This window comes from Paenibacillus paeoniae (assembly GCF_003388735.1).
GTDB classification, from domain to species: Bacteria; Bacillota; Bacilli; order Paenibacillales; family Paenibacillaceae; genus Pristimantibacillus; species Pristimantibacillus paeoniae.
The window spans coordinates 20946-39189 of record NZ_QUBQ01000006.1; the positions used below are offsets into that span (position 1 = coordinate 20946).

Annotated in this window: 21 protein-coding genes, 1 pseudogene and 1 riboswitch; of the genes and pseudogenes, 6 read left to right on the plus strand and 16 right to left on the minus strand. The window is 48.8% G+C overall.

Translation table 11 applies throughout. The annotated features are described in order from the left end of the window. Positions 1-116: 116 nt before the first annotated feature. Complete coding sequence (locus DX130_RS22140; RefSeq protein ID WP_116049108.1) at positions 117-578, minus strand: GNAT family N-acetyltransferase; 462 nt, start codon at positions 576-578, stop codon at positions 117-119. A gap of 379 nt (positions 579-957) precedes the next feature. Here DX130_RS22140 and DX130_RS22145 point away from each other — a divergent pair, with 379 nt between their 5' ends. After that, the gene (locus DX130_RS22145) at positions 958-2673 is read left to right on the plus strand and encodes a methyl-accepting chemotaxis protein (RefSeq protein ID WP_116049110.1); all 1716 of its coding nucleotides are present in this window, start codon (positions 958-960) and stop codon (positions 2671-2673) included. 68 nt (positions 2674-2741) lie between these two features. Here DX130_RS22145 and DX130_RS22150 read toward each other — a convergent pair. Then, positions 2742-2936: pseudogene (locus DX130_RS22150) on the minus strand (ABC transporter ATP-binding protein); the annotation flags it as partial. A gap of 5 nt (positions 2937-2941) precedes the next feature. Here DX130_RS22150 and isdG point away from each other — a divergent pair. Beyond that, on the plus strand, positions 2942-3799 hold the full coding sequence (gene isdG, locus DX130_RS27280; protein WP_165861414.1) for a heme oxygenase: 858 nt from the start codon (positions 2942-2944) through the stop codon (positions 3797-3799). Between the two features lie 58 nt (positions 3800-3857). Here the strand turns inward: isdG and DX130_RS22160 are convergent, their stop codons facing one another. The 10 genes from DX130_RS22160 to DX130_RS22205 all read right to left on the minus strand — a co-directional run bounded on the left by DX130_RS22160 (position 3858) and on the right by DX130_RS22205 (position 10586). Further along, positions 3858-4223, minus strand: coding sequence for a DUF4180 domain-containing protein (locus DX130_RS22160; protein WP_116049114.1), 366 nt, complete (start codon positions 4221-4223; stop codon positions 3858-3860). A 3-nt stretch (positions 4224-4226) separates the two neighbouring features. Then, positions 4227-4529: a poly(ADP-ribose) glycohydrolase domain-containing protein gene (locus DX130_RS22165; protein ID WP_116049116.1), complete on the minus strand. Its 303-nt coding sequence runs from the start codon at positions 4527-4529 to the stop codon at positions 4227-4229. A gap of 245 nt (positions 4530-4774) precedes the next feature. Then, positions 4775-5440, minus strand: a complete 666-nt coding sequence (locus DX130_RS22170) for a phosphatase PAP2 family protein (RefSeq protein ID WP_116049118.1) — start codon at positions 5438-5440, stop codon at positions 4775-4777. A 20-nt stretch (positions 5441-5460) separates the two neighbouring features. After that, positions 5461-6120: a bacillithiol biosynthesis deacetylase BshB2 gene (bshB2, locus tag DX130_RS22175; RefSeq protein ID WP_116049451.1), complete on the minus strand. Its 660-nt coding sequence runs from the start codon at positions 6118-6120 to the stop codon at positions 5461-5463. A gap of 22 nt (positions 6121-6142) precedes the next feature. Further along, on the minus strand, positions 6143-6487 hold the full coding sequence (locus tag DX130_RS22180; protein WP_116049120.1) for a YojF family protein: 345 nt from the start codon (positions 6485-6487) through the stop codon (positions 6143-6145). A gap of 57 nt (positions 6488-6544) precedes the next feature. Further along, positions 6545-7243, minus strand: coding sequence for a YjjG family noncanonical pyrimidine nucleotidase (locus DX130_RS22185; RefSeq protein WP_116049122.1), 699 nt, complete (start codon positions 7241-7243; stop codon positions 6545-6547). A gap of 142 nt (positions 7244-7385) precedes the next feature. Further along, complete coding sequence (locus DX130_RS22190; protein ID WP_240644651.1) at positions 7386-8003, minus strand: class I SAM-dependent methyltransferase; 618 nt, start codon at positions 8001-8003, stop codon at positions 7386-7388. Positions 8004-8244: 241 nt separating this feature from the next. Continuing rightward, positions 8245-8502, minus strand: a complete 258-nt coding sequence (locus tag DX130_RS22195) for a DUF2164 domain-containing protein (protein WP_240644652.1) — start codon at positions 8500-8502, stop codon at positions 8245-8247. An 88-nt stretch (positions 8503-8590) separates the two neighbouring features. Next, on the minus strand, positions 8591-9880 hold the full coding sequence (locus DX130_RS22200; RefSeq protein WP_116049125.1) for a histidine--tRNA ligase: 1290 nt from the start codon (positions 9878-9880) through the stop codon (positions 8591-8593). Between the two features lie 307 nt (positions 9881-10187). After that, a complete protein-coding gene (locus DX130_RS22205) occupies positions 10188-10586 on the minus strand; it encodes an OsmC family protein (protein WP_116049127.1) in 399 nt (132 codons plus the stop codon). 479 nt (positions 10587-11065) lie between these two features. Further along, a riboswitch (ZMP/ZTP riboswitch) is annotated at positions 11066-11151 on the plus strand. A gap of 80 nt (positions 11152-11231) precedes the next feature. Between DX130_RS22205 and DX130_RS22210 the strand changes: the two genes are divergently transcribed. Further along, a complete protein-coding gene (locus DX130_RS22210; protein WP_116049129.1) occupies positions 11232-12092 on the plus strand; it encodes a bifunctional 5,10-methylenetetrahydrofolate dehydrogenase/5,10-methenyltetrahydrofolate cyclohydrolase in 861 nt (286 codons plus the stop codon). Beyond that, positions 12089-12718, plus strand: a complete 630-nt coding sequence (locus DX130_RS22215; protein WP_116049131.1) for a cyclodeaminase/cyclohydrolase family protein — start codon at positions 12089-12091, stop codon at positions 12716-12718. Before DX130_RS22210 ends, DX130_RS22215 begins: the two co-directional genes overlap by 4 nt. Before the next feature lie 129 nt (positions 12719-12847). Here DX130_RS22215 and mgtE read toward each other — a convergent pair whose 3' ends face one another. The 3 genes from mgtE to DX130_RS22230 all read right to left on the minus strand — a co-directional run bounded on the left by mgtE (position 12848) and on the right by DX130_RS22230 (position 16631). Beyond that, positions 12848-14206, minus strand: coding sequence for a magnesium transporter (mgtE, locus tag DX130_RS22220; RefSeq protein WP_116049132.1), 1359 nt, complete (start codon positions 14204-14206; stop codon positions 12848-12850). 92 nt (positions 14207-14298) lie between these two features. Continuing rightward, on the minus strand, positions 14299-15147 hold the full coding sequence (locus DX130_RS22225) for a DMT family transporter (protein WP_116049134.1): 849 nt from the start codon (positions 15145-15147) through the stop codon (positions 14299-14301). A gap of 41 nt (positions 15148-15188) precedes the next feature. Continuing rightward, positions 15189-16631: a serine hydrolase domain-containing protein gene (locus DX130_RS22230; protein WP_116049136.1), complete on the minus strand. Its 1443-nt coding sequence runs from the start codon at positions 16629-16631 to the stop codon at positions 15189-15191. 105 nt (positions 16632-16736) lie between these two features. Between DX130_RS22230 and fosM the strand changes: the two genes are divergently transcribed. Together fosM and DX130_RS22240 are read left to right on the plus strand one after the other, a co-directional pair. Next, positions 16737-17159: a FosM family fosfomycin resistance protein gene (fosM, locus tag DX130_RS22235; protein WP_116049137.1), complete on the plus strand. Its 423-nt coding sequence runs from the start codon at positions 16737-16739 to the stop codon at positions 17157-17159. A 202-nt stretch (positions 17160-17361) separates the two neighbouring features. After that, positions 17362-17931, plus strand: a complete 570-nt coding sequence (locus tag DX130_RS22240; protein ID WP_240644653.1) for a DoxX family membrane protein — start codon at positions 17362-17364, stop codon at positions 17929-17931. Here DX130_RS22240 and DX130_RS22245 read toward each other — a convergent pair. Beyond that, positions 17918-18172: a DUF6953 family protein gene (locus tag DX130_RS22245; protein WP_116049139.1), complete on the minus strand. Its 255-nt coding sequence runs from the start codon at positions 18170-18172 to the stop codon at positions 17918-17920. The genes DX130_RS22240 and DX130_RS22245 overlap by 14 nt on opposite strands. Positions 18173-18244 lie beyond the last annotated feature (72 nt).

Here is an 18244-nt window from a genome sequence, read left to right on the forward strand (position 1 = left end):
TTGGGACAAAAAAATAGGGTTTCGAAACCTGCTTTTAAAATAACACATTTCGATTCCCTTGAAAATACTTTCTGCCAAACCCTACAATCTCTCTATTTTTTCGTCAATCTTCCGCTCTATTGTCGAATGGCGGGCAGCTCGAATAGAGCGAGCGATACCTCAGGCGCAACCTCGATTTCTCCCGCGTCGGTAAAGCGAAAGCTCCGATACAACGCCTTCGCAGGCTCATTTTTCGCCCCTGTACTAACCGTTATCCGCTTCTGCTCTCCCGCCCCCGTCAGCACATAAGACAAGAGCCCTTTCGCAATGCCTCTGCGGAAATATTGGGGATGGACAACCATCCGGCAAATGCCGAGCTGATGCTCATCAAGCTCATACGATATAAATCCGGCCAGCTCTTCCTCCAGCCAATAACCTACAAAGGTTTCTTCGCTTGCCATTATCGTCTCTGCCGTATCGCGAAGGGGCGGAATATCATCGAACCCGATAATATCCGCCTCGATGCGGTAGGCGGGCAGTTGGACAGCCAGCATGGCTTTTGCCGTAATCGGTTCCCGGTGATTCAGTTTCTCGATCATGCTTCATCGCTCCGATGTTCGTTTTTTCCTTAATTATGTAGGTTGGACATAGGTTTCTTCCTATGTATTGCCCTACATGTTATTCGTACTGTACCACAGGAGCAATTCCCGTTCCAATCTCTGTTTCAAGTGGCTATTAAAACCCGAGTTCTAGCCTATCTAAATTGCCCCGTTCATCATCTGCCAGCAAAATAGGCTCGTCGCGCAAACCCGCTGCCTTCTATTCCAGCGAAATGATACAGATTATACCCTATCTAACTATGAAGGCTGATCTATAGGAATTCTCTATAAGCTTATAGTTTAACTATTGAATTAGCCAACAACATGTAATATAGTAGAAAAATCAATTTATTCCATTAGACAGGGGCCATTTTCGCCTATGAAGCAACCGAAAGAACCAGCATTTCGATTCACGATCAACCGCAAGCTTTTTGCGGGATTTACTGCCGTACTTGTTGTACTGATGGCTACGGTTGCCATCGGTTACTTCCAGATCACACAAGTAGACCGACATTATACGTCCATCATCGAAGATAAAGCCCACAAACTCATGCTCATTCAAGAGTTGAATGTTGAAGTCAAAAAGGAGCAAGCCGCACTTCGCGGATATTTGCTGCTTGGCGATCCGGAATCGCTGCAAGGCTTCACCGACGCTCATAACGACTATAAGGCGCTAAGCCGCGGTCTGGAAGCAATCATTGTGCATCCTGAAGCTGCCGCTATGCTGCAAGAGCTTGATCAACTGGAGAGCGAATACTACTTCACTTCGAATAAATCTATCAAACTGAAGGTATCCGGCGATACGAAGCAGTATCTGGAGATTACGTCGACGCAAGGGCAGGAGATTCTGAAGAAATTCGACCAAAAGGCCGACACCTTAATCGCCTATCAACAAAACTTGCTTGATGAAAGCAAAGAGGAAGTACATAACGAAGTACAAGCCATCAAGCAATTGGTGCTGCTGCTCGGCATTGCTGCCGTTATGATCGGCCTTATCGTCTCCTGGGCTGTCGGACGCATCATCTCGAGGCCCGTCATCTCCATTGCATCGGCGGCAAAGCAAATTGCGGCAGGCGATCTCACTTCTGAGAAAATGATCATTCGCAACCGGGATGAGGTGGGCGATTTGGCCCGTTCTTTCAATGAGATGTCGGAGCAGCTTCGCAGCCTGATCAAGCATGTCCACAGCAGTGCAGAGCAGGTAGCGGCATCTGCGCAGCAGCTGTCGGCAACTAGCGAGCAAGCCTCCGCTGCTTCGGGACAAATTGCAGGCACAATGCAGCAGGTGGCATCGGATGCGAATGATGGATTCACCCATTTGGAGGAAGCCTCTCGGACGATCCACGACATGTCGGCTGGCGTACTGCATATTTCCGCCAAGACACAGCATGTCTCGCATTCCGCTTTCGAAGCCCACGACCGCGCGGAGGAAGGCAGTCATGCGATCCATACCGCCACTCGCCAAATGGGCTCCATCTACGAGGCGGTATCCGGCTTATCTGTACAAATCGACGGACTAGGCGAGCGCTCCACCCAAATTGGACATATTCTGAACGCCATTACAGATATGGCCAAGCAGACGAATATTCTGTCGCTGAACGCTGGTATTGAAGCAGCGCGAGCAGGGGAGAACGGGAAGGGCTTCCTCGTCATAGCCAGCGAAATACGCAAGCTGGCAGAGGAGTCGTCTCATTCGGCCGGGCAAATCTCGGAATTGATCGCTTCTATTCAAGTGGAGACGAATCAAGCTGTGCAGAAGATGGGCACTGCCTCTCAAGAGGTCGCCTCCGGACTGAATGCCGTTCGTTCCGCAGGTACGGCATTCGAATCCATTCAGCACTCTGTCCATGCTGTGAATGGTCAAATCCAAGAAGTTTCGTCTTCCATTCAACAAGTGGCTGCCGGAGCAGAGCAGATCGTCGGCGCGATGAAGGCTGTAACGACTGCATCTGAGTCTACCGTTCGCGGCGCTCAAGAAGTATCTGCCGCCACAGAGGAGCAGCTCGCCTCTATGGAAGAGGTGTCTTCGTCCGCCAGAATGTTGTCCCTGATGTCCGAGCAATTGCAGGGTCAACTGGATAAATTCAAAATATAAGGACATGCAAAAGGGCAGTTCCGCTTTCCGTTTGGAAATCGTGACTGCCCTTCTGCTTGCCAATTCGTCTAGATGCCAACCGGCACCATATATAGCCCCGACTGTTCATCCGACTTCACAGCTACCTTCACCTGATAGGTTGCCATAATCATCTCTTCTGTCATAACGGATTCCGGCGCGCCTTCCCCCACAATCCGTCCTTCCTTCATCACTATAATGCGATCGCTATATCGAATGGCTTGATTCATATCATGCAGCACCATCCGACTTGACTGTACGTGAGTTGGTTGCATACGGACGTTCTCCGCATCAGCATGCATTCCGTCATCGTCTGACTCCGGAAGATAACGCCATGATCGATTGGGCGCTGGGCAGCATGCGAATTTGCAGTTACGAGCAACGTCCCTTCTATACCTTGTCCGGCGGCGAGCAGCAAAAAGCGCGCATCGCTATGGCACTCGCCCAAAAAACCGGCATTTTATTACTCGACGAGCCGACCACTTATCTGGATATCGTCCATCAGTTGGAGCTGCTCCGTATGCTTGCCAAGCTGAACAGGGAACATAGCATAACCATTGTGATGGTACTCCATGACCTGCAGCAGTCAGCTGCCTTCTGCCACCATCTTATCGCGATGCAGGGGGGCGAATTATTCGCCTCCGGCGATCCGAAGGAGCTGCTGACGCCAGGATTTATGCGGGATGTGTTTCACATTCACGCCAAAGTAAGCTTTGCAGATCAATACCCGATTATTGTACCTATCATTCAAGAGAAGGAAGAGAGCATGATCATTGTAACGAATACGTCCCACATTACGAAAGGCGATGGAGAGAAGCTCATTGAAAGATTCGATCGGATCGGCAAAGTGGAGGGCATGGAGGGGTTCCTGGGACTGGAGGTGCTTTTCACGCAAAACGTAAAGGAATACGATGAAGTATCCGTCGTAACCCGTTGGAGATCCAGGGAAGACTTCCAGAACTGGACGCGCAGCGAAGCATTCCGCGAATCGCATTCGGGCCGGAAGACGCCCGACTATATTCTGTCCAACAAAATTACGTTTCAGGAGGTTAAAGTAAAGCGCAATCCGCTTCCTCCTTCAGATCCGACAGAGGCTATTGCGCAATAAAGAGTGCAAAACATCAGAAGGGGACTCCGTCACATTCGGAATCCCCTTCTACTCATCGTTATGCAACGCCATGCAGCGCCTTTAACGCCTCTTCCTCTGTAGCCTTGAAGAAGAAGTTTTGACCGTGGTTGCATTCATAGATAAAGTCATTCAAGCTCTTACTGTTATAACCGCTAAAATCGCCAACTACAGCCAGCTTGGTGCGGTAATTGGTGCACTTCTGTAATATTTCACCTGCAAGACCCGTTTTCAGCTCAAAAAAATCCTCGTGAATCAGTTCCTTCCGGATCATCAGCTTATCACAGTCCAAATAATGGGCATTCATAATGGCATCGAGCGCATCCTGCACATCTCCGATTACGACGCCGTCGCCTGACAGGATAGCGACCTTCGAATGGCCGCTTGCATCTATCGTCAAGTTCATCCTCTATTTCGCTCCTTCCTTGCAATTAAGACTTTTTTTCATCATGCATGTATTCTCCGGCCTTGTCAATCGAACCGTACAACTCAAACCCCAGCCTCCAGTATCAAATCGAGCGCCTGAAAGCTCGCGTGTCAGTGTGGACAACAGGTTGTCCGTTTCTGCTGTTGGATATAGCACCGCACCATCAATGGCATGAGTTAACGCTGCGCCGATATCTACAGTCTCATTACGTGCATTCCGGTACTGACCTTCCTCTAGTATAGCCAGTGTTTCTTCTGCAACCCTTGCCGCTAAGTTTCTGTTCATCCTCTTCCACCTCTTGAGCCGTCCGCTTTCTTTTCGTTTCTTAGGTCAATTGTAATGGATGAGGAGCATCAACCCTACCAACCAAATCATTTAAAACAAATTTTCCACTCCTTATTTTAAAATACATCGCCAGTGTGTTCATCTATCCTATAAACAAACAAAAAGACCCTCGCGTATGCAGGGTCCTTTATTTACGTAAAGATGTATCATGATTTGCTCCATCCTCCATTGAAAAGTGATAAAAATCATGGGGATAGATAGGAACGCTGCCCTTCATGGAGAGGCACTCCGCTGCGGGATTTCAACAATCGCCCGGCCAGTGTAAATATAAAATGACCTAGCATCACACCAGCGAATACATCCATAACCACATGCTGCTTGACGAATACTGTAGATAAAATAATGGACCACGAGATGATCCCTATCCCGATTGTCGTACCGCGACCGATCGCCTTCGATTGACTTGCTGCCCTGAACAACAGATAACTGGACAAGCAATGAATGCTTGGGAAACAATTGAAGGGAGCGTCATTCGTATAGACGAACATCACTAATCGGCTTAGCAAATCATCGCCTACCAGCTCCGCTCTCGGAACTGTCGTCTGGAAGATCGTGTAGATGACATAGCACGTCAGAACACTGATGACATAAGCAAGAAGCGTCCGGTAATAGGTCGCACGATCTTTGAAAAAGAAGAAAATAAGCGTCAGATACAAGAAGGGCATCCATATAGCATATGGAATAATGAAAGCTTTTATAAATGGAATCAAATCGTCCAAATCCGTATATAGCATCCAAACTGCTTGCGGCTCTCTGTTAATGAGAACGTAAATGTAACCTAAAGTCGGGATGGCTAGCAGCATCCATAACGGATGAACAAACAGCTTTTTTATTCCGTCCCTTGTCAACATGGAATTCCTCCCCGGCAGATCTATGATGGATATCGGTAGGTCCAAAAGCGCTCCGTTCCGAACCGAGCCTCCAGTTCTTGCTGCGACAGCTCATTTTTCCCAAGCAGCTCTGCCGCTTGGAACTGGGAACGGTGCGATTCGATGGAAGCTACTTTCTGCTTCAAAAACGCTCTTACGTCATAATGAACATCCGGCTTCCCGATCGCTTGCTCATGATCTCGGGAGAATGCCAGGCAATGAACGACAGGTCTCTCGCTCGCAGGCAGCTTGCCCACTGTTCGTATGACTGCCGCACCGCACGCATCATGATCCGGATGTACGCTATAACCTGGATAGAACGTCACTACAAGAGAAGGATTGAGCTCCTTCAACAACTCGCCGATACGTGTATCCAACACATTCTGGTCTTCAAATTCTATCATTTTGTCGTGAAATCCAAGCAATCTTAAATCTTGAATGCCAATCGCTTGGCAGGACGATTCCAGCTCCATCTTCCGGATGGCAGGCAGCGTCACACGCGTCGCAAATGGCGGAATACCCATATTTCTACCCATCTCGCCTAATGTCAGGCAAGCATAGGTCACCTGAGCGCCGTTATGAATATGCATAGCCAGCGTACCAGACAAGCCGAATGCTTCATCATCTGGATGCGGCAGTACTACAAGTATGCGTTGTTCCATCATATGTTCCATCTCCTCTCGCTTAGAAGGGCTTCGGGCTTAGCTGCAGGGCTACGATTAACTTCCCTTGGCTGTCATGTCCGGCCAGAATCAGACGCTCGGTCTCCATATCTTCGTAGTGCGTCAGCCCTTCGGAATAGACCCAGCCGTGCGTCATCTTAAGTCCGACCCGATAGGGCCCGTTGCCAGATATCGCACCATGGCTATAGCGAATCCTTGCGTTGGTCAGGAATGAGGAGGCAGGATGCTTCGAACTGTCCATGTGGGCGGCATAAGCCCCCGTTGTCTGCTCGATATGAACATACAACTCTTGGTCCTTAAGTTTGTCTATTAGCTGCTGAACTTTGATGGGTTGGATAAGCTGCATGCGAACTCTTCCTCTCTATAGATCATGCCTGTAAAAAGCTGTCATGAAAACTGGACATTAGTCTAGTCCAACAATCTCCGCCAGTTCTCTCAAATGTTGAATTTCATACGTTGGCTTCACGTCAGTCAAATTCGGCTTTTTAAGCGGATTATACCAGCATGTATCGATACCTGCATTGATGCCTCCTTGCATATCCGAGCTGAGTGAATCGCCGACGATCAGCGCATTGCGGCTGCCCGTCAAGTTCAGCTTGGCAAAAGCAAAATCAAATATGCCAGGGTTCGGCTTGTGGATACCGGCATCCTCCGATACAATAATATGCTCGAATGCGTCCGCAAGCTCCGAACGACCAATCCGGCTTAGCTGAACATCCTTGATTCCGTTCGTAATCACCGCCAGTCGATGCCCTCCCGCCAGAAGCTCTCGGCATATCTCCACGGCGCCATCTAACAGAAATGAGCCCTCTCCCAAATACCGTAAATACACATCACTAAATTCCTCCGCTGTCCATGCAACGGACAATCCGTTTTCGGCAATCATCCTTGCAAATCTCTCGCTGCGCAGAGAAGCCATGTCCATCAAGCCCTTCTCATATTCTTGCCACAGCTGCTGATTAATCGTTCTGTAACTGCCTGTCAGCTGTTCAGATACCTCAAGCTTCGCTTCCCTGAACGCTTCGGTCAGCGCGTGAGCCTCCGATTGCCCGTAATCGTACAACGTATCATCCGCATCAAAAAATATAACATCATATGACATATCCCAAAATCCTCCTAGCAACAACTATACGCCGGAAAAACAGGCGTCTCCCCAACGTGAATGAATCATCCATAACTAGCGAACTCTGCTGTCTGCACCGTATCATAGCATATCCTGAACTCAGTTGTCCCAGCGCCTTCGCTTACTTGCGAGCCATAATAAAGAATCGATGCTCCTTGCTCGTGAAGGAACCGTCCGTCTCGATCTTTGCTTGGAGCAAACATAGTTCATTATAACATTTTTCAACCGAAAACCCGGAAAACTCCCACTCCAATATTTTTGCAAAATAGACAAAAGCCCCTACATCGTAAAATCGCTGCTCCGGGAAAAACTCCGCGCTCTCGCAGATTGCAAACCCTGTTGAAACAAGCTCGCTCACGCTACCCTCCAGATCGAACTTGGAGTCTACAGCGATCGCCCCATCCCCAAGCAGATAACGAGACATCTCCCTGTTGTTCTGACCGCCTACTTGCTGCGTAATAAACAGGCCGCCCGGCTTTAATATGCGATAGACCTCCCCCGGACTATACGATTCATGACGATTCATGACGAGATCGAAAAAACGGTCTTCATACGGCAGTTTCTCATCGTCGTACACTTGCCTGATATCAATGCCATATGCCGGAAGCTTCTGCTGACATATGGCCACATTAGGCGGATAAGCTTCTGTAGCGAATGTCCGGCCTGCCGGCGGAGACAGCGATAAGAGAAATTCGCCGCCTCCCGTACCCATATCGAGAATTACATCCGAATCATTCATATGGGACTGTACAATTTCTTTATAGCTCCAGGGCAGCTTCTGCTCCGATATTCGATCGGCAACATAAGAGAAATCCCATCCTTCAAAAACCTGCTGCTCCTCCGACAGCCAATACTATTTTTGTTCTTCTAGCGTCATCAGATACCCTCCTGATCTAGCTTTCCAAGTACAAGGCCACTTGTTCTTCTTCTCGAGAACAGCAGCTATCAAAATTACGATTAGACCTATATATTACTGCTTGTTATTTCGCAGGCGGAACCTGTCTTTCGAGCGCGTACAGTTCTTCCTCAATAGAGGTCATTCGCTGTTCAATGACATGCCTCGCATCTGCCATCGCTTGATTATAAATATAAGGAGTCAGCTCCTTCAACATATAATCGAGCAGGTTTTCTCCGGCCAGCTGACCCATCTCCACGGACAGTTCATCATAAACATATTGCTGCAGACCGGATACAAGCTGCAGCTTTTGCTCTCTCGGCAACTTCAAAGGCACCAACATAAATCCCCCTCTTCTCACCTGTCTTTTCACGATCATATCACAGGTAAGGCGGTCTCACGAGAGGACTGTCAAACCAATAGTCGAATCATCAGGAAGTTGGCTGAGCCAGAATCGCAGCAGAGGCCTCCCGCAAGGAAAGCAGAACCTCCGTCGATAGACTCATATCCTTTAATCGTACTTGACCTTTGGCTGCTTCGTCGCCGCCGATGATAACCACGTAGCGAATACCCTTGCCCGAGGCTGCAGCCAGCGCTTTCTTCAACCTCCGACCGCTTGATTCCAAGGCTGTCCGAATACCGGCACGTCTTAGCTCCGCCGCTGCCCTCAAGGCTCCGACTTTGCCCTCTTCCCCGATAGGTACTACTACTGCTTGGGCTGCCGGCAGTATAAGCGGCCGATCCCGGATCATCTCCAGGATTGCTTCCATGCCAAATGAAAGACCTACCGCCTTGTACGCTATCTCCTCCCTACCGATTAGCTTTCCGATAATGGCGTCATAGCGTCCTCCAGCGCCAAGGCTCGATGGATACACACCGCTCGCATCATATAGCTCATACACCGTACCGGTATAGAAGGACAGCCCTCGGGATAGGAATGGGTCGAAGATGCAGCGTTGCTCCAAGCCTAGCTCTCGAATCAACCTATCCAGTTCCGCAACCTCCTGCGTGCCTTGCGAATTCGTAATATTGTACCGGGATGCAACAGCATCCCAAGTGAGTTTCTCTCCTGATGCAAAAGCCAGAATCGCTTGTTTGACGCCATCACCGATCCCCTTTTGTGCCAGCTCTCTCTCCACCCCTTCCAATCCGATTTTGGCGAGCTTATCAAGCGTCAGCATAACGGAGGACAGATCGTTGGCCGGTACCCCCATTGCTGCAAGCACGTCACTTAGAAAGCGCTGGTTATTCCAGCGAAGTTCGACGGGAATGTCCAATCTTCCAAAAGCATCGACAGCCAGTAGCATCAACTCAGCCTCAGCTTCGGGACCGGCTATGCCGACCATATCGACATCGCATTGCAAGAATTCCCTGAGGCGTCCCCGCTTGACTGGTCCGTCACGAAATACTTTGCCGATCTCATAACGCTTGTATGGCATCTCTAGGCCCGGATTGAGCGCAATGGTTTTCGCGAACGGAATAGTCAGATCGTAGCGAAGACCCAGACTGCGGCTGCCCTGGTCGGTCAACCTGTACATTTCATTCAGAATTTCGTCCCCTCCCGCATATTTGGAGGCCAGTAAATCCAATTCATTGAGCACCGCCGTCTCCATCCCCTTGAAGTCATACAGCTCGAATACTTCCGTGAGTATATCCTGTACTTTCTTCCTAAGCGCCTGAGCAGGTCCGATAAAATCATAGGTACCTTTTACGTTTTGCATAAGTTTCAGCTCCTTTTTAATTGAGGTGTAAAAAAACAAAAAACGCGCAGGACCTCTTGGTCCTGCGCGCTCCATATCTCGCAGGGAGGCCAACGCGAAATGCGCTAGCCCGCCCTGATCCATTCAGGCGTGCTAACGCTGCTTGTGATGATGAAGTTGATTCAGCTTGGAGATACGCATAGCTACAAACCCCTTCATAACGTAAAGTAATGCTGATTATAGTAGATATTCCTTTACTATGCAAGCGACAGCCTGCTCTTATTCATGCTTTGCCGCTGAGATGATCATGCAGGTAGATCCTTAACCCTTAGGAGAGATGGTATTCGACCGTTTCTATGGTAGCTTCGCTTTTCAGTGAATTGCTGATGACACAAGTTTGTTCGACAATCGTGATCAGCTTTTGCTTATAATCCGGCTCGATGATGGGAGGGAGCGTCACCAGCACCGTAAAACTCGTAAAGGCATTAAGCTCTCGGTCGGTCTTGCTTGCCGTCACTTCTACGCTTAGTGGGAACCGCTCGTACTCTATTCCATCCGTCTCCAGCGTCTGCTGAAGAGAGAGCGAGACACATAGTCCCAGCGCCGATTCCAGCAGCTCCTTAGGCGACAGCCCGATTTGGTTAGACCCATTGCTGCCAATTAATTGCAAGCCCGCTTCGTTATAGATTTCATTTTGACCGTTCATCAGTTGGATTCTAGTAGTCATGATAATCTCCTTTCATTACACCGAGCGGCAAGCCATAGAGATTTGGCGATATCAATAGAACGCTTGTTACGGACCTTTGGTTCAACTTTTATAAAACAAATTTCTATGTATTCCGTTATTTTTCGATGAATGATGAGGTTATTTGACATATATAAATCCATAGTAACCACATAGTATTAATGTAATGGCAAAATAGTAATGCACTTTAATAACCGTGTCAACCTAGAGCTTTCGATAGTAATGCCTTATAACTCCGAAAAGAGACACACGTTGAGTTAGTTTTTTATACTTTTCGTGAATGTAAGTGCTTTATTTAACGTTTTCGGCTTCTTTATAAGGAATAAATTGTAATGAATATTTTTTGTTAAGCTTTATTCAGCCTGCTTACGGAAGGGGTAAATCAGATGAATTGCACAACTGTTTTTGGCAATCATCTTGACCTTAAATTCGATTGCAGACATAATAGGTGATATAAAATTAACGTCGTATGCGACTGGCGAAGAGAGTGGAATGAACCACGAGGAAGCATACGATCGGAAACGATCCGTTCGCCTGGGAAAAGTATCTGCAGCCGGCTCATCATGAGCTGATGCGGATGCTTTTTTTCGTTTTATTCGAAAATTTCTCGCTGAGGAGGATGTAAAGATGGGATTGTTGATGAAAGCAAAGGAAGCAGCGGATCGCGTCTACACGGAGATTATAGCTGAGGTAAGTGCGCTTGGCATGAAGGGCATTAAGCCCCATTTGGCCACGATTATTGTCGAGGGGGATCCCGCTTCGGCCTATTATGCAGAAGCAAAGCGGAGAATTGCCGAGCGGCTTGACGTATCCTTTCACCTTCATGCTTTCAAGGCTGACGTAGAAGAAGTCGAAATCTTGGCACTCATCCGCCAGCTGAACGAAGACAAAACCGTACATGGCATCATGCTGGAGCTCCCACTACCTCAGCATATCTCGACAAGAAGAATCGAGCGAGAGATTCATCCATGCAAAGATATCGACGGCGTGACGCCGCAAAACAAACTGGCGACGATGACGGGAGAAGCAGGCCTGTATCCCGCGACTCCTCAAGCCTGCATCTATTTGTTGAAGCACTACAACTTCGCTTTGGAAGGCAAAAACGTTACATTGATCGGCAGAGGCAAGACGGTCGGCCTCCCTCTCTTCCACCTGCTTCAACGGGAGCAGGCTACTGTCACCGTCTGTCACTCCCACACGCCAGATATCGCTTCTCATTTAAGTCATGCTGATATTGCTTTTCTGGCCGTTGGCAGGCCGAACTGGGTCACCCCGGCTATGGTCCATGACAAGCTGATTGTGGTGGACGCCGGCATCAATGAAACCGAGGACGGCCTTATTACCGGAGATGGCGCCGCCGATCTGGACGCCTATGTCGCTGCCGTATCCCCGGTGCCAGGCGGTGTAGGTACATTGACTACGGCCAACCTGTTCCAAAACCTGATGAAAGCTGTTCGTATCCAACAAGACAAGGAGGAGCAGCTATGAGCCATGTATCCTGGGATGATTCCATCCGCCGGTTCCTGCATCAGGCAGGAGGCTCCGATCCTACTCCCGGCGGCGGCAGTGTTGCCGCGGTAGTTGCAGCGCTCGGAGCTTCCATGACATCAATGGCCGGCAATTTGTCTAAGGGCGAGAAGTTCGCTGCCTATAAAGCGCAAATTCAGGAGACGCTAACCGAAATGCAACGCATATCCAGAACATCAGAGGAGCTGCTTCATGCCGACATAGAATCGTTCAACGGATATATGTCAGCATTAAAATTGCCAAAATTGTCGGAGGACGAGAAGGCTTCGCGCAAGATTGCTCTGGAGTCCGCCACCCTCCATGCCATTGAGGTTCCGCTTCGGCTTATGAGGTTATGCCGGGACGGTATAACCAGTACTGCCGCTATTGCCGACTCTGCCAACAAACATATCATCTCTGATCTTGGTATCGGCGCTATCCTGTTCGAAGCGGCAGCACGCTCCGCCTTGATAACCGTGGAGATTAACCTCCGTTCCATGCCAGAGTCAGCTGTGAAGAGTCGTTACACCGCGCATGCCACCGAGCTCATGGGCCAGATAGAGACACAATGCAAAGCTATTCTGCGCACAGCCCGGCAGAGAATGTAATGAATGGCTGGCATACCGATATGAGAAAGAGACTCCAAACCACGCTGCGTGATTCGGAGTCTCTTTTTTCTCAATATGAACGTTCAGAAGTTATGCATCGTTAAGGTGATGCCATCTTACTAGCTCTCGCTATATCAAATACTCCAGGAACGCTGTCGCGATTCCAAAGTAGATCAGCAAGGACAGAATATCGTTTAGCGTAGTAATGAGCGGACCTGACGCTACAGCAGGGTCGACCTTCAACTTATACAGTATCAACGGAATGACGGTGCCCGCCAGTGTACCTATAATAAGCGTCATCACAAGCGAACCCCCCACGACAAGGCCTAAGATGGGACTGCCTTGCCAGACGTACGCAATGATCGAGATCAGTACGCCACAGATGCCACCGATCATCAGCCCGACCATCAGCTCCCGCCTCACCAGCCTACGGACGACTCCGCTGGTTACTTCCTTTGTCGTCAAGCCGCGAACGACAACCGCCAGCGACTGCGTTCCCGTATTCCCCGTCATCCCCGCTATCATCGGCATGAAGAAAGCTAGCGCCACTACCTTATCGAGCGTCTCCTCAAACCGGCTAATAATCGTCCCTGATAGGATGCCGATCAGCAATAGAAGAATTAGCCAAGGCAGCCTTCGGTATGCCGCCACGTGAGCCTTCGTGTCGAAGTCAATTGACTTGCCCGATGCGGACATCTTCGCAATATCCTCCGATGCCTCCCGGATCACGACGTCGATAATATCATCGACCGTGACGATACCGACAAGCACGCCATTCTCTTCCACGACGGGAATGGCAAGAAAGTTGTACCGCTCGATCTGGCGGGCTACTTCCTCCTGGTCCATATCTACCGGAACAGCAATAACTCGCTCATACATAATATCCGTAATCTGATCTCCGATCTCCGCCATGATCAAATCGCGGTATGAAACGACGCCGATCAGCTTTTTCTTCTCATCCACAACGTAGAGATAATTGATAGACTCCGCAATCTCAGCAAAATCCTTTAGCTTATCGACTGTATCGCGAACATTATAATGGCTCGGTATCCAAACATACCGATTCGTCATGATCCTACCCGCCGTCTCCGGCGCATAAGCCATCAAATGCTGGACCGCGATAACTTCTTCCTTCTTCATGTAGTCCAGGAACGACTTCTTCCGCTCCTCGGACAAGCCACCGAGCAGTACAGCCAGGTCATCATTGTCCATCCGGTCCATCAGCTCTGCCGTCCGCTCCACGCCAAGCAGTGCAAACACTTCAACCTGCTGTCCCTGCACCATCTCGCCGACCATCGCTGTGAGCTGCTCGATCGTCATATAGATAACGAATCCGGCACGATACTTCTCCGGCAGGCGGCCATATACGGCCGCCATGTCGTATGGCTGAAGCTCTTCTGCAACGGCCTGGACTTTCGTCCGATTCCCTTCCTTAATCGCAGTCTGGACAAGTAAGTCCAACTCCGAATCGTTAAGATTCATAATCAATGGCCAAGCCACCTCCAATCCTGCTTGCAATAAAAGTATGCTTCTTACCCTTATACCCTATTTGCCCGAAAATATTGCAGCATAGAGGACGTCTATCCCCAAAGGCCAAGGATGATAATCCCCGCCGTAATAAGAATAGAGGTAAATATCCTCCTCCGTCCTTGCTGCTCACGTAATATAAATATGCCCAACAGCGTTCCGAATACCGTTCCGATCTCTCGCATAGGAGCAAGCTGTGCCACCGGTGCCAACGACACCGCGTTTAGAAACAACAGATAACCACCGGGTGCAAGCACCCCTCCAAGCAGAATCGTCTTCCAATTGACTCTCAGCTCCTGTCCGATTGCATGGGATCGAAGTGAAGCCCATGTCAGCACCAGCATATTGCCGATATTGGTGGCCTGGAGAACGATGATTACAGGGAAATAATCCAAGGCCATCTTATCCACTACGATGTAACCGGCTATACAAAGTCCGACAGCCAAGGCGAGCAACGGAGCCCTCGCCGATGTTCCCTGCACCCGCTTCAGTTTAAACTCACTTAAAAACAAAATGCCCGCCACAATAATGACCACCCCGAGCCATCCCATGGGACTAAGCGATTCATTCAAAAATAGGACTGCCATAAGCGGCACCAGCAGCGGGCTCGTTCCTCTCATTATGGGATACACTTGCGACAAGTCCCCTACCGTATAAGTAGCGGCAAGCAAAGTGATATACATTCCGTGCAGAGCAACGGAAGCCAGCATCAGAAGCAGAGCTGTGCCTGTAAAGTGGGAGGCATCCCATTCGATAATCGTCCAAGGCATCAGAACGATAACCGAAATGATTTGACAGAGCCATAGAAACACAATCTTGTTCATACTCTTCTTCGTATACAAATTCCAGATGGAATGAACAAAGCCGGAACTAAGCACAAGGGCAAATGCTAATCCAACCATTCTTTCACTACCCTCTCGCGCAAGATGCGATGCAAAACATATCAGCCTGCCTCCAAGCTTCCCGACATCCGATAGCTGCTTAGACGCATAGAGACATTGATATCGAATTGAACATCAATAGACGCTTCATCCAGTCTGAATGTATAGTCCACCACATAAGGAGTTTCAATGTAGTACAAAAAGAGCTGCATCGTGGCATTATCCCTCCAAGCCGCATACGTAACCACCGTCTGCAAATGCAAAGAAAGATCCTTCCAGAAGACGGCCTTAGCCTCTACCGGCTTGCTGAACTGGAAAGGCAGCGATTGTTTCCAGCCATCCCTGTACAAGAGTCCAAGCTCAAGCTCATCATCATCCAGATTGACTATTATCTTCTCCACGCCATCCGGGTTATCTGCCATCTTGTAGCTCCTGTTCAGCTTCCTCCAATCAAGAAGGGTATTCGAAGCACCAGAAGACAAATCAGCAAACTGTCTTTTAAACCGAAGATTCAGCGCTGCTCCCTCTATTATTGTCAGAGGAGGGTTGACGTCTAGCTGGTCGATGATTTGTTCATAGATAAGGTCCAGCAAGGTGTGAAGCGGCCTCATCGAAGAAAAGCTGCAATTCGCCACAATAACTATATTATGCTGAGGTGAGACGAAGCAAAGCTGGCCAAACGCCCCGTCGCCTCTGTAGGATCCGCGCCGACATCTATGAAATTGATAGCCGTACCCTTGAGCAGCGTCAATAGGGGCCCCTTCCTTGCGGTTGTCGCTATGCTCGGCCGCCGCTAGTTCGACATACCGCTCCGACACGATTCTTCGTCCTTCGAACGATCCCTTATGCAGCAGCATCAATCCAAAATTAGCGACGCTTTCTGCGGACAAGCTAAGTCCCATGCCGCCTGCCGCAATGCCAAGCGGACAGGTCTCCCAAGAAGGTCTTGGAATGCCAAGCGGCTCGAACAATCTCGGCATCAGGAAGTCGACCAGCCCCTCGCCCGTTGCACGCTGCAAAATAGCAGAGAGCATATACGTAGCCGGCGTACTGTATTGATAATAGCCCCCCGGCTCATGCTCCACCTCAAGCGAAAGAAAAGCTTTCACCCAATCCTGTTGCTTCACGACCGCCTCATAAATATTGGCATGATGTCCTGTGTTCATGGATAGCAGATGATGAATCGTCATCTGCTCCAAATACGGCGATACAGCATCAGGCCGCTTATCTGGAAAGTAGGTTACTACCTGATCGTCCAAGCCGAGGTATCCCTCATCCCAGGCGATGCCAATGGCTATAGAGGTAAAACTCTTGCTTAATGAAAATAAGACCTGCTCGCAATCCTTCCGATAGTGTTCTCGCCAAAACTCAGCCGTTACTTTCCCGTTTTGCAAGAGCATGAAGCCGTTCACAGCTAGGTTCAGACTTTCGATTTTACGATAAAACGTCAGCAATGCTTCTGTGGATAGGCCTTGGTTCTCCAGTATATCCTTCGGAATCATCATCGCTAACCTCCGTCTGGCGTTCTACCCAAAGTGTGCTAGACATACCTCAGAAAATCAACTACAATTTCCAAGCTAATGCCCATTCTATCGATCCGGGGTGATGAAATGCCTGTCAAAGGACTTAACCATCTATTATTTTCTGTCTCTGATTTGGATCGTTCGATTGACTTCTATAGCAATGTACTCGAGGCCAAACTCCTAATGAAAGGACGCAGCATAGCCTATCTCGACTTGAATGGGATGTGGCTTGCTCTCAATGTCGAAAAGGACATTCCGCGCAAAGAAATCCACGCGTCTTATACCCATATTGCCTTTTCTATTGACGAAAACGAGTTCGACTCAACCTATGAAAAACTGCAATCGTTAAATGTAACTATCCTATCCGGACGTCCGCGTGACGAAAAAGACAAAAAGTCGATCTACTTCACTGACCCGGACGGGCATAAATTCGAATTTCATACCGGCACGCTCCAAGACCGGCTGAACTACTACCGAGAGGACAAGCCGCATATCGATTTTTATGATTAATACGCCAAAAACGATCTAAAGTCCTACTTATTGCGCAAAAAACATACTAATCGGCCCAAATACAAGGTTTGGATATTTTTGTAGAATGTAGTAGTAAATAGAGAGAGCTAACGACGACCTTCGCTAAACCTCGCAACTCGCTTCACCATTCCGCATGTTAATCGCAACTGCCGTCGAAAAATTTGATTAGGGGGGAATTCAAGTGATTCGCAAAAAACAGAATAGAACTTGGCAATGGTCGTCCTCTTACCAACTGCTCGTGACGCTCATGAGAGTCCTGTTTGGATTAGGATGGCTAATGGCGGGCCTAACCAAGATTACGGGAAAAGCCGGAGAAGCATCCTGGTATCAGTATCCGGGAGAGTTCCTGACCGATTACTTCCATGCCGCTCTATTAAAACCTAATGTTCCGGAGTTCTACAAAGCCTTCATCGAGCATTTCTGCCTAAACGAAGTATTGCCCTTCAACTACATCATTCCCGCTGTTCAAGTCATTATCGGCGTTTTACTCATCCTTGGCATCTGGATCTTGCCATCCGTCCTCATCTGCATGTTCATGCATATTAACTTCATTCTATCCGGCAATATGAACATCATTAGCTTGACGCTTTATACAAGCGCTTTCGGCATTATGATGAACTTGGAGAAAGCTCATATGCTCAGCCTGCATCGTCTGCTGAAAAGCAAAAGAAGCGGCAAGCAACTGGCCGCTCCCACCTTATCCGATGTATCCGAAGAAGCGCTGCAGCCTGCTAGCGTCAGCCTTCCTTAATCGCAGAAGTCCATCCCCAGAAGAACGCGTCACGGTCCCAGGCCGCTTTGCCGCCATGCAGCTTTTTGAACGCCTTCTTGACCTCCTTGTCAATCGACACATGTCCCTTATCGTTCACATAGATAAATGAATCACCGTACTGACCTCGAATATGCTCAACAGCCGCAGCTTGATATAGCACGCCCGTATTCTTCATTTCATTAAACATCCATCTTGCAATTTCGTCTGGTGTTGTGTTCATGTCCGTCCTCCGATATTAATCACTATATTGTCTTCCACTCAAATGGGACCTATTTTCCTTTCATTGTACCAT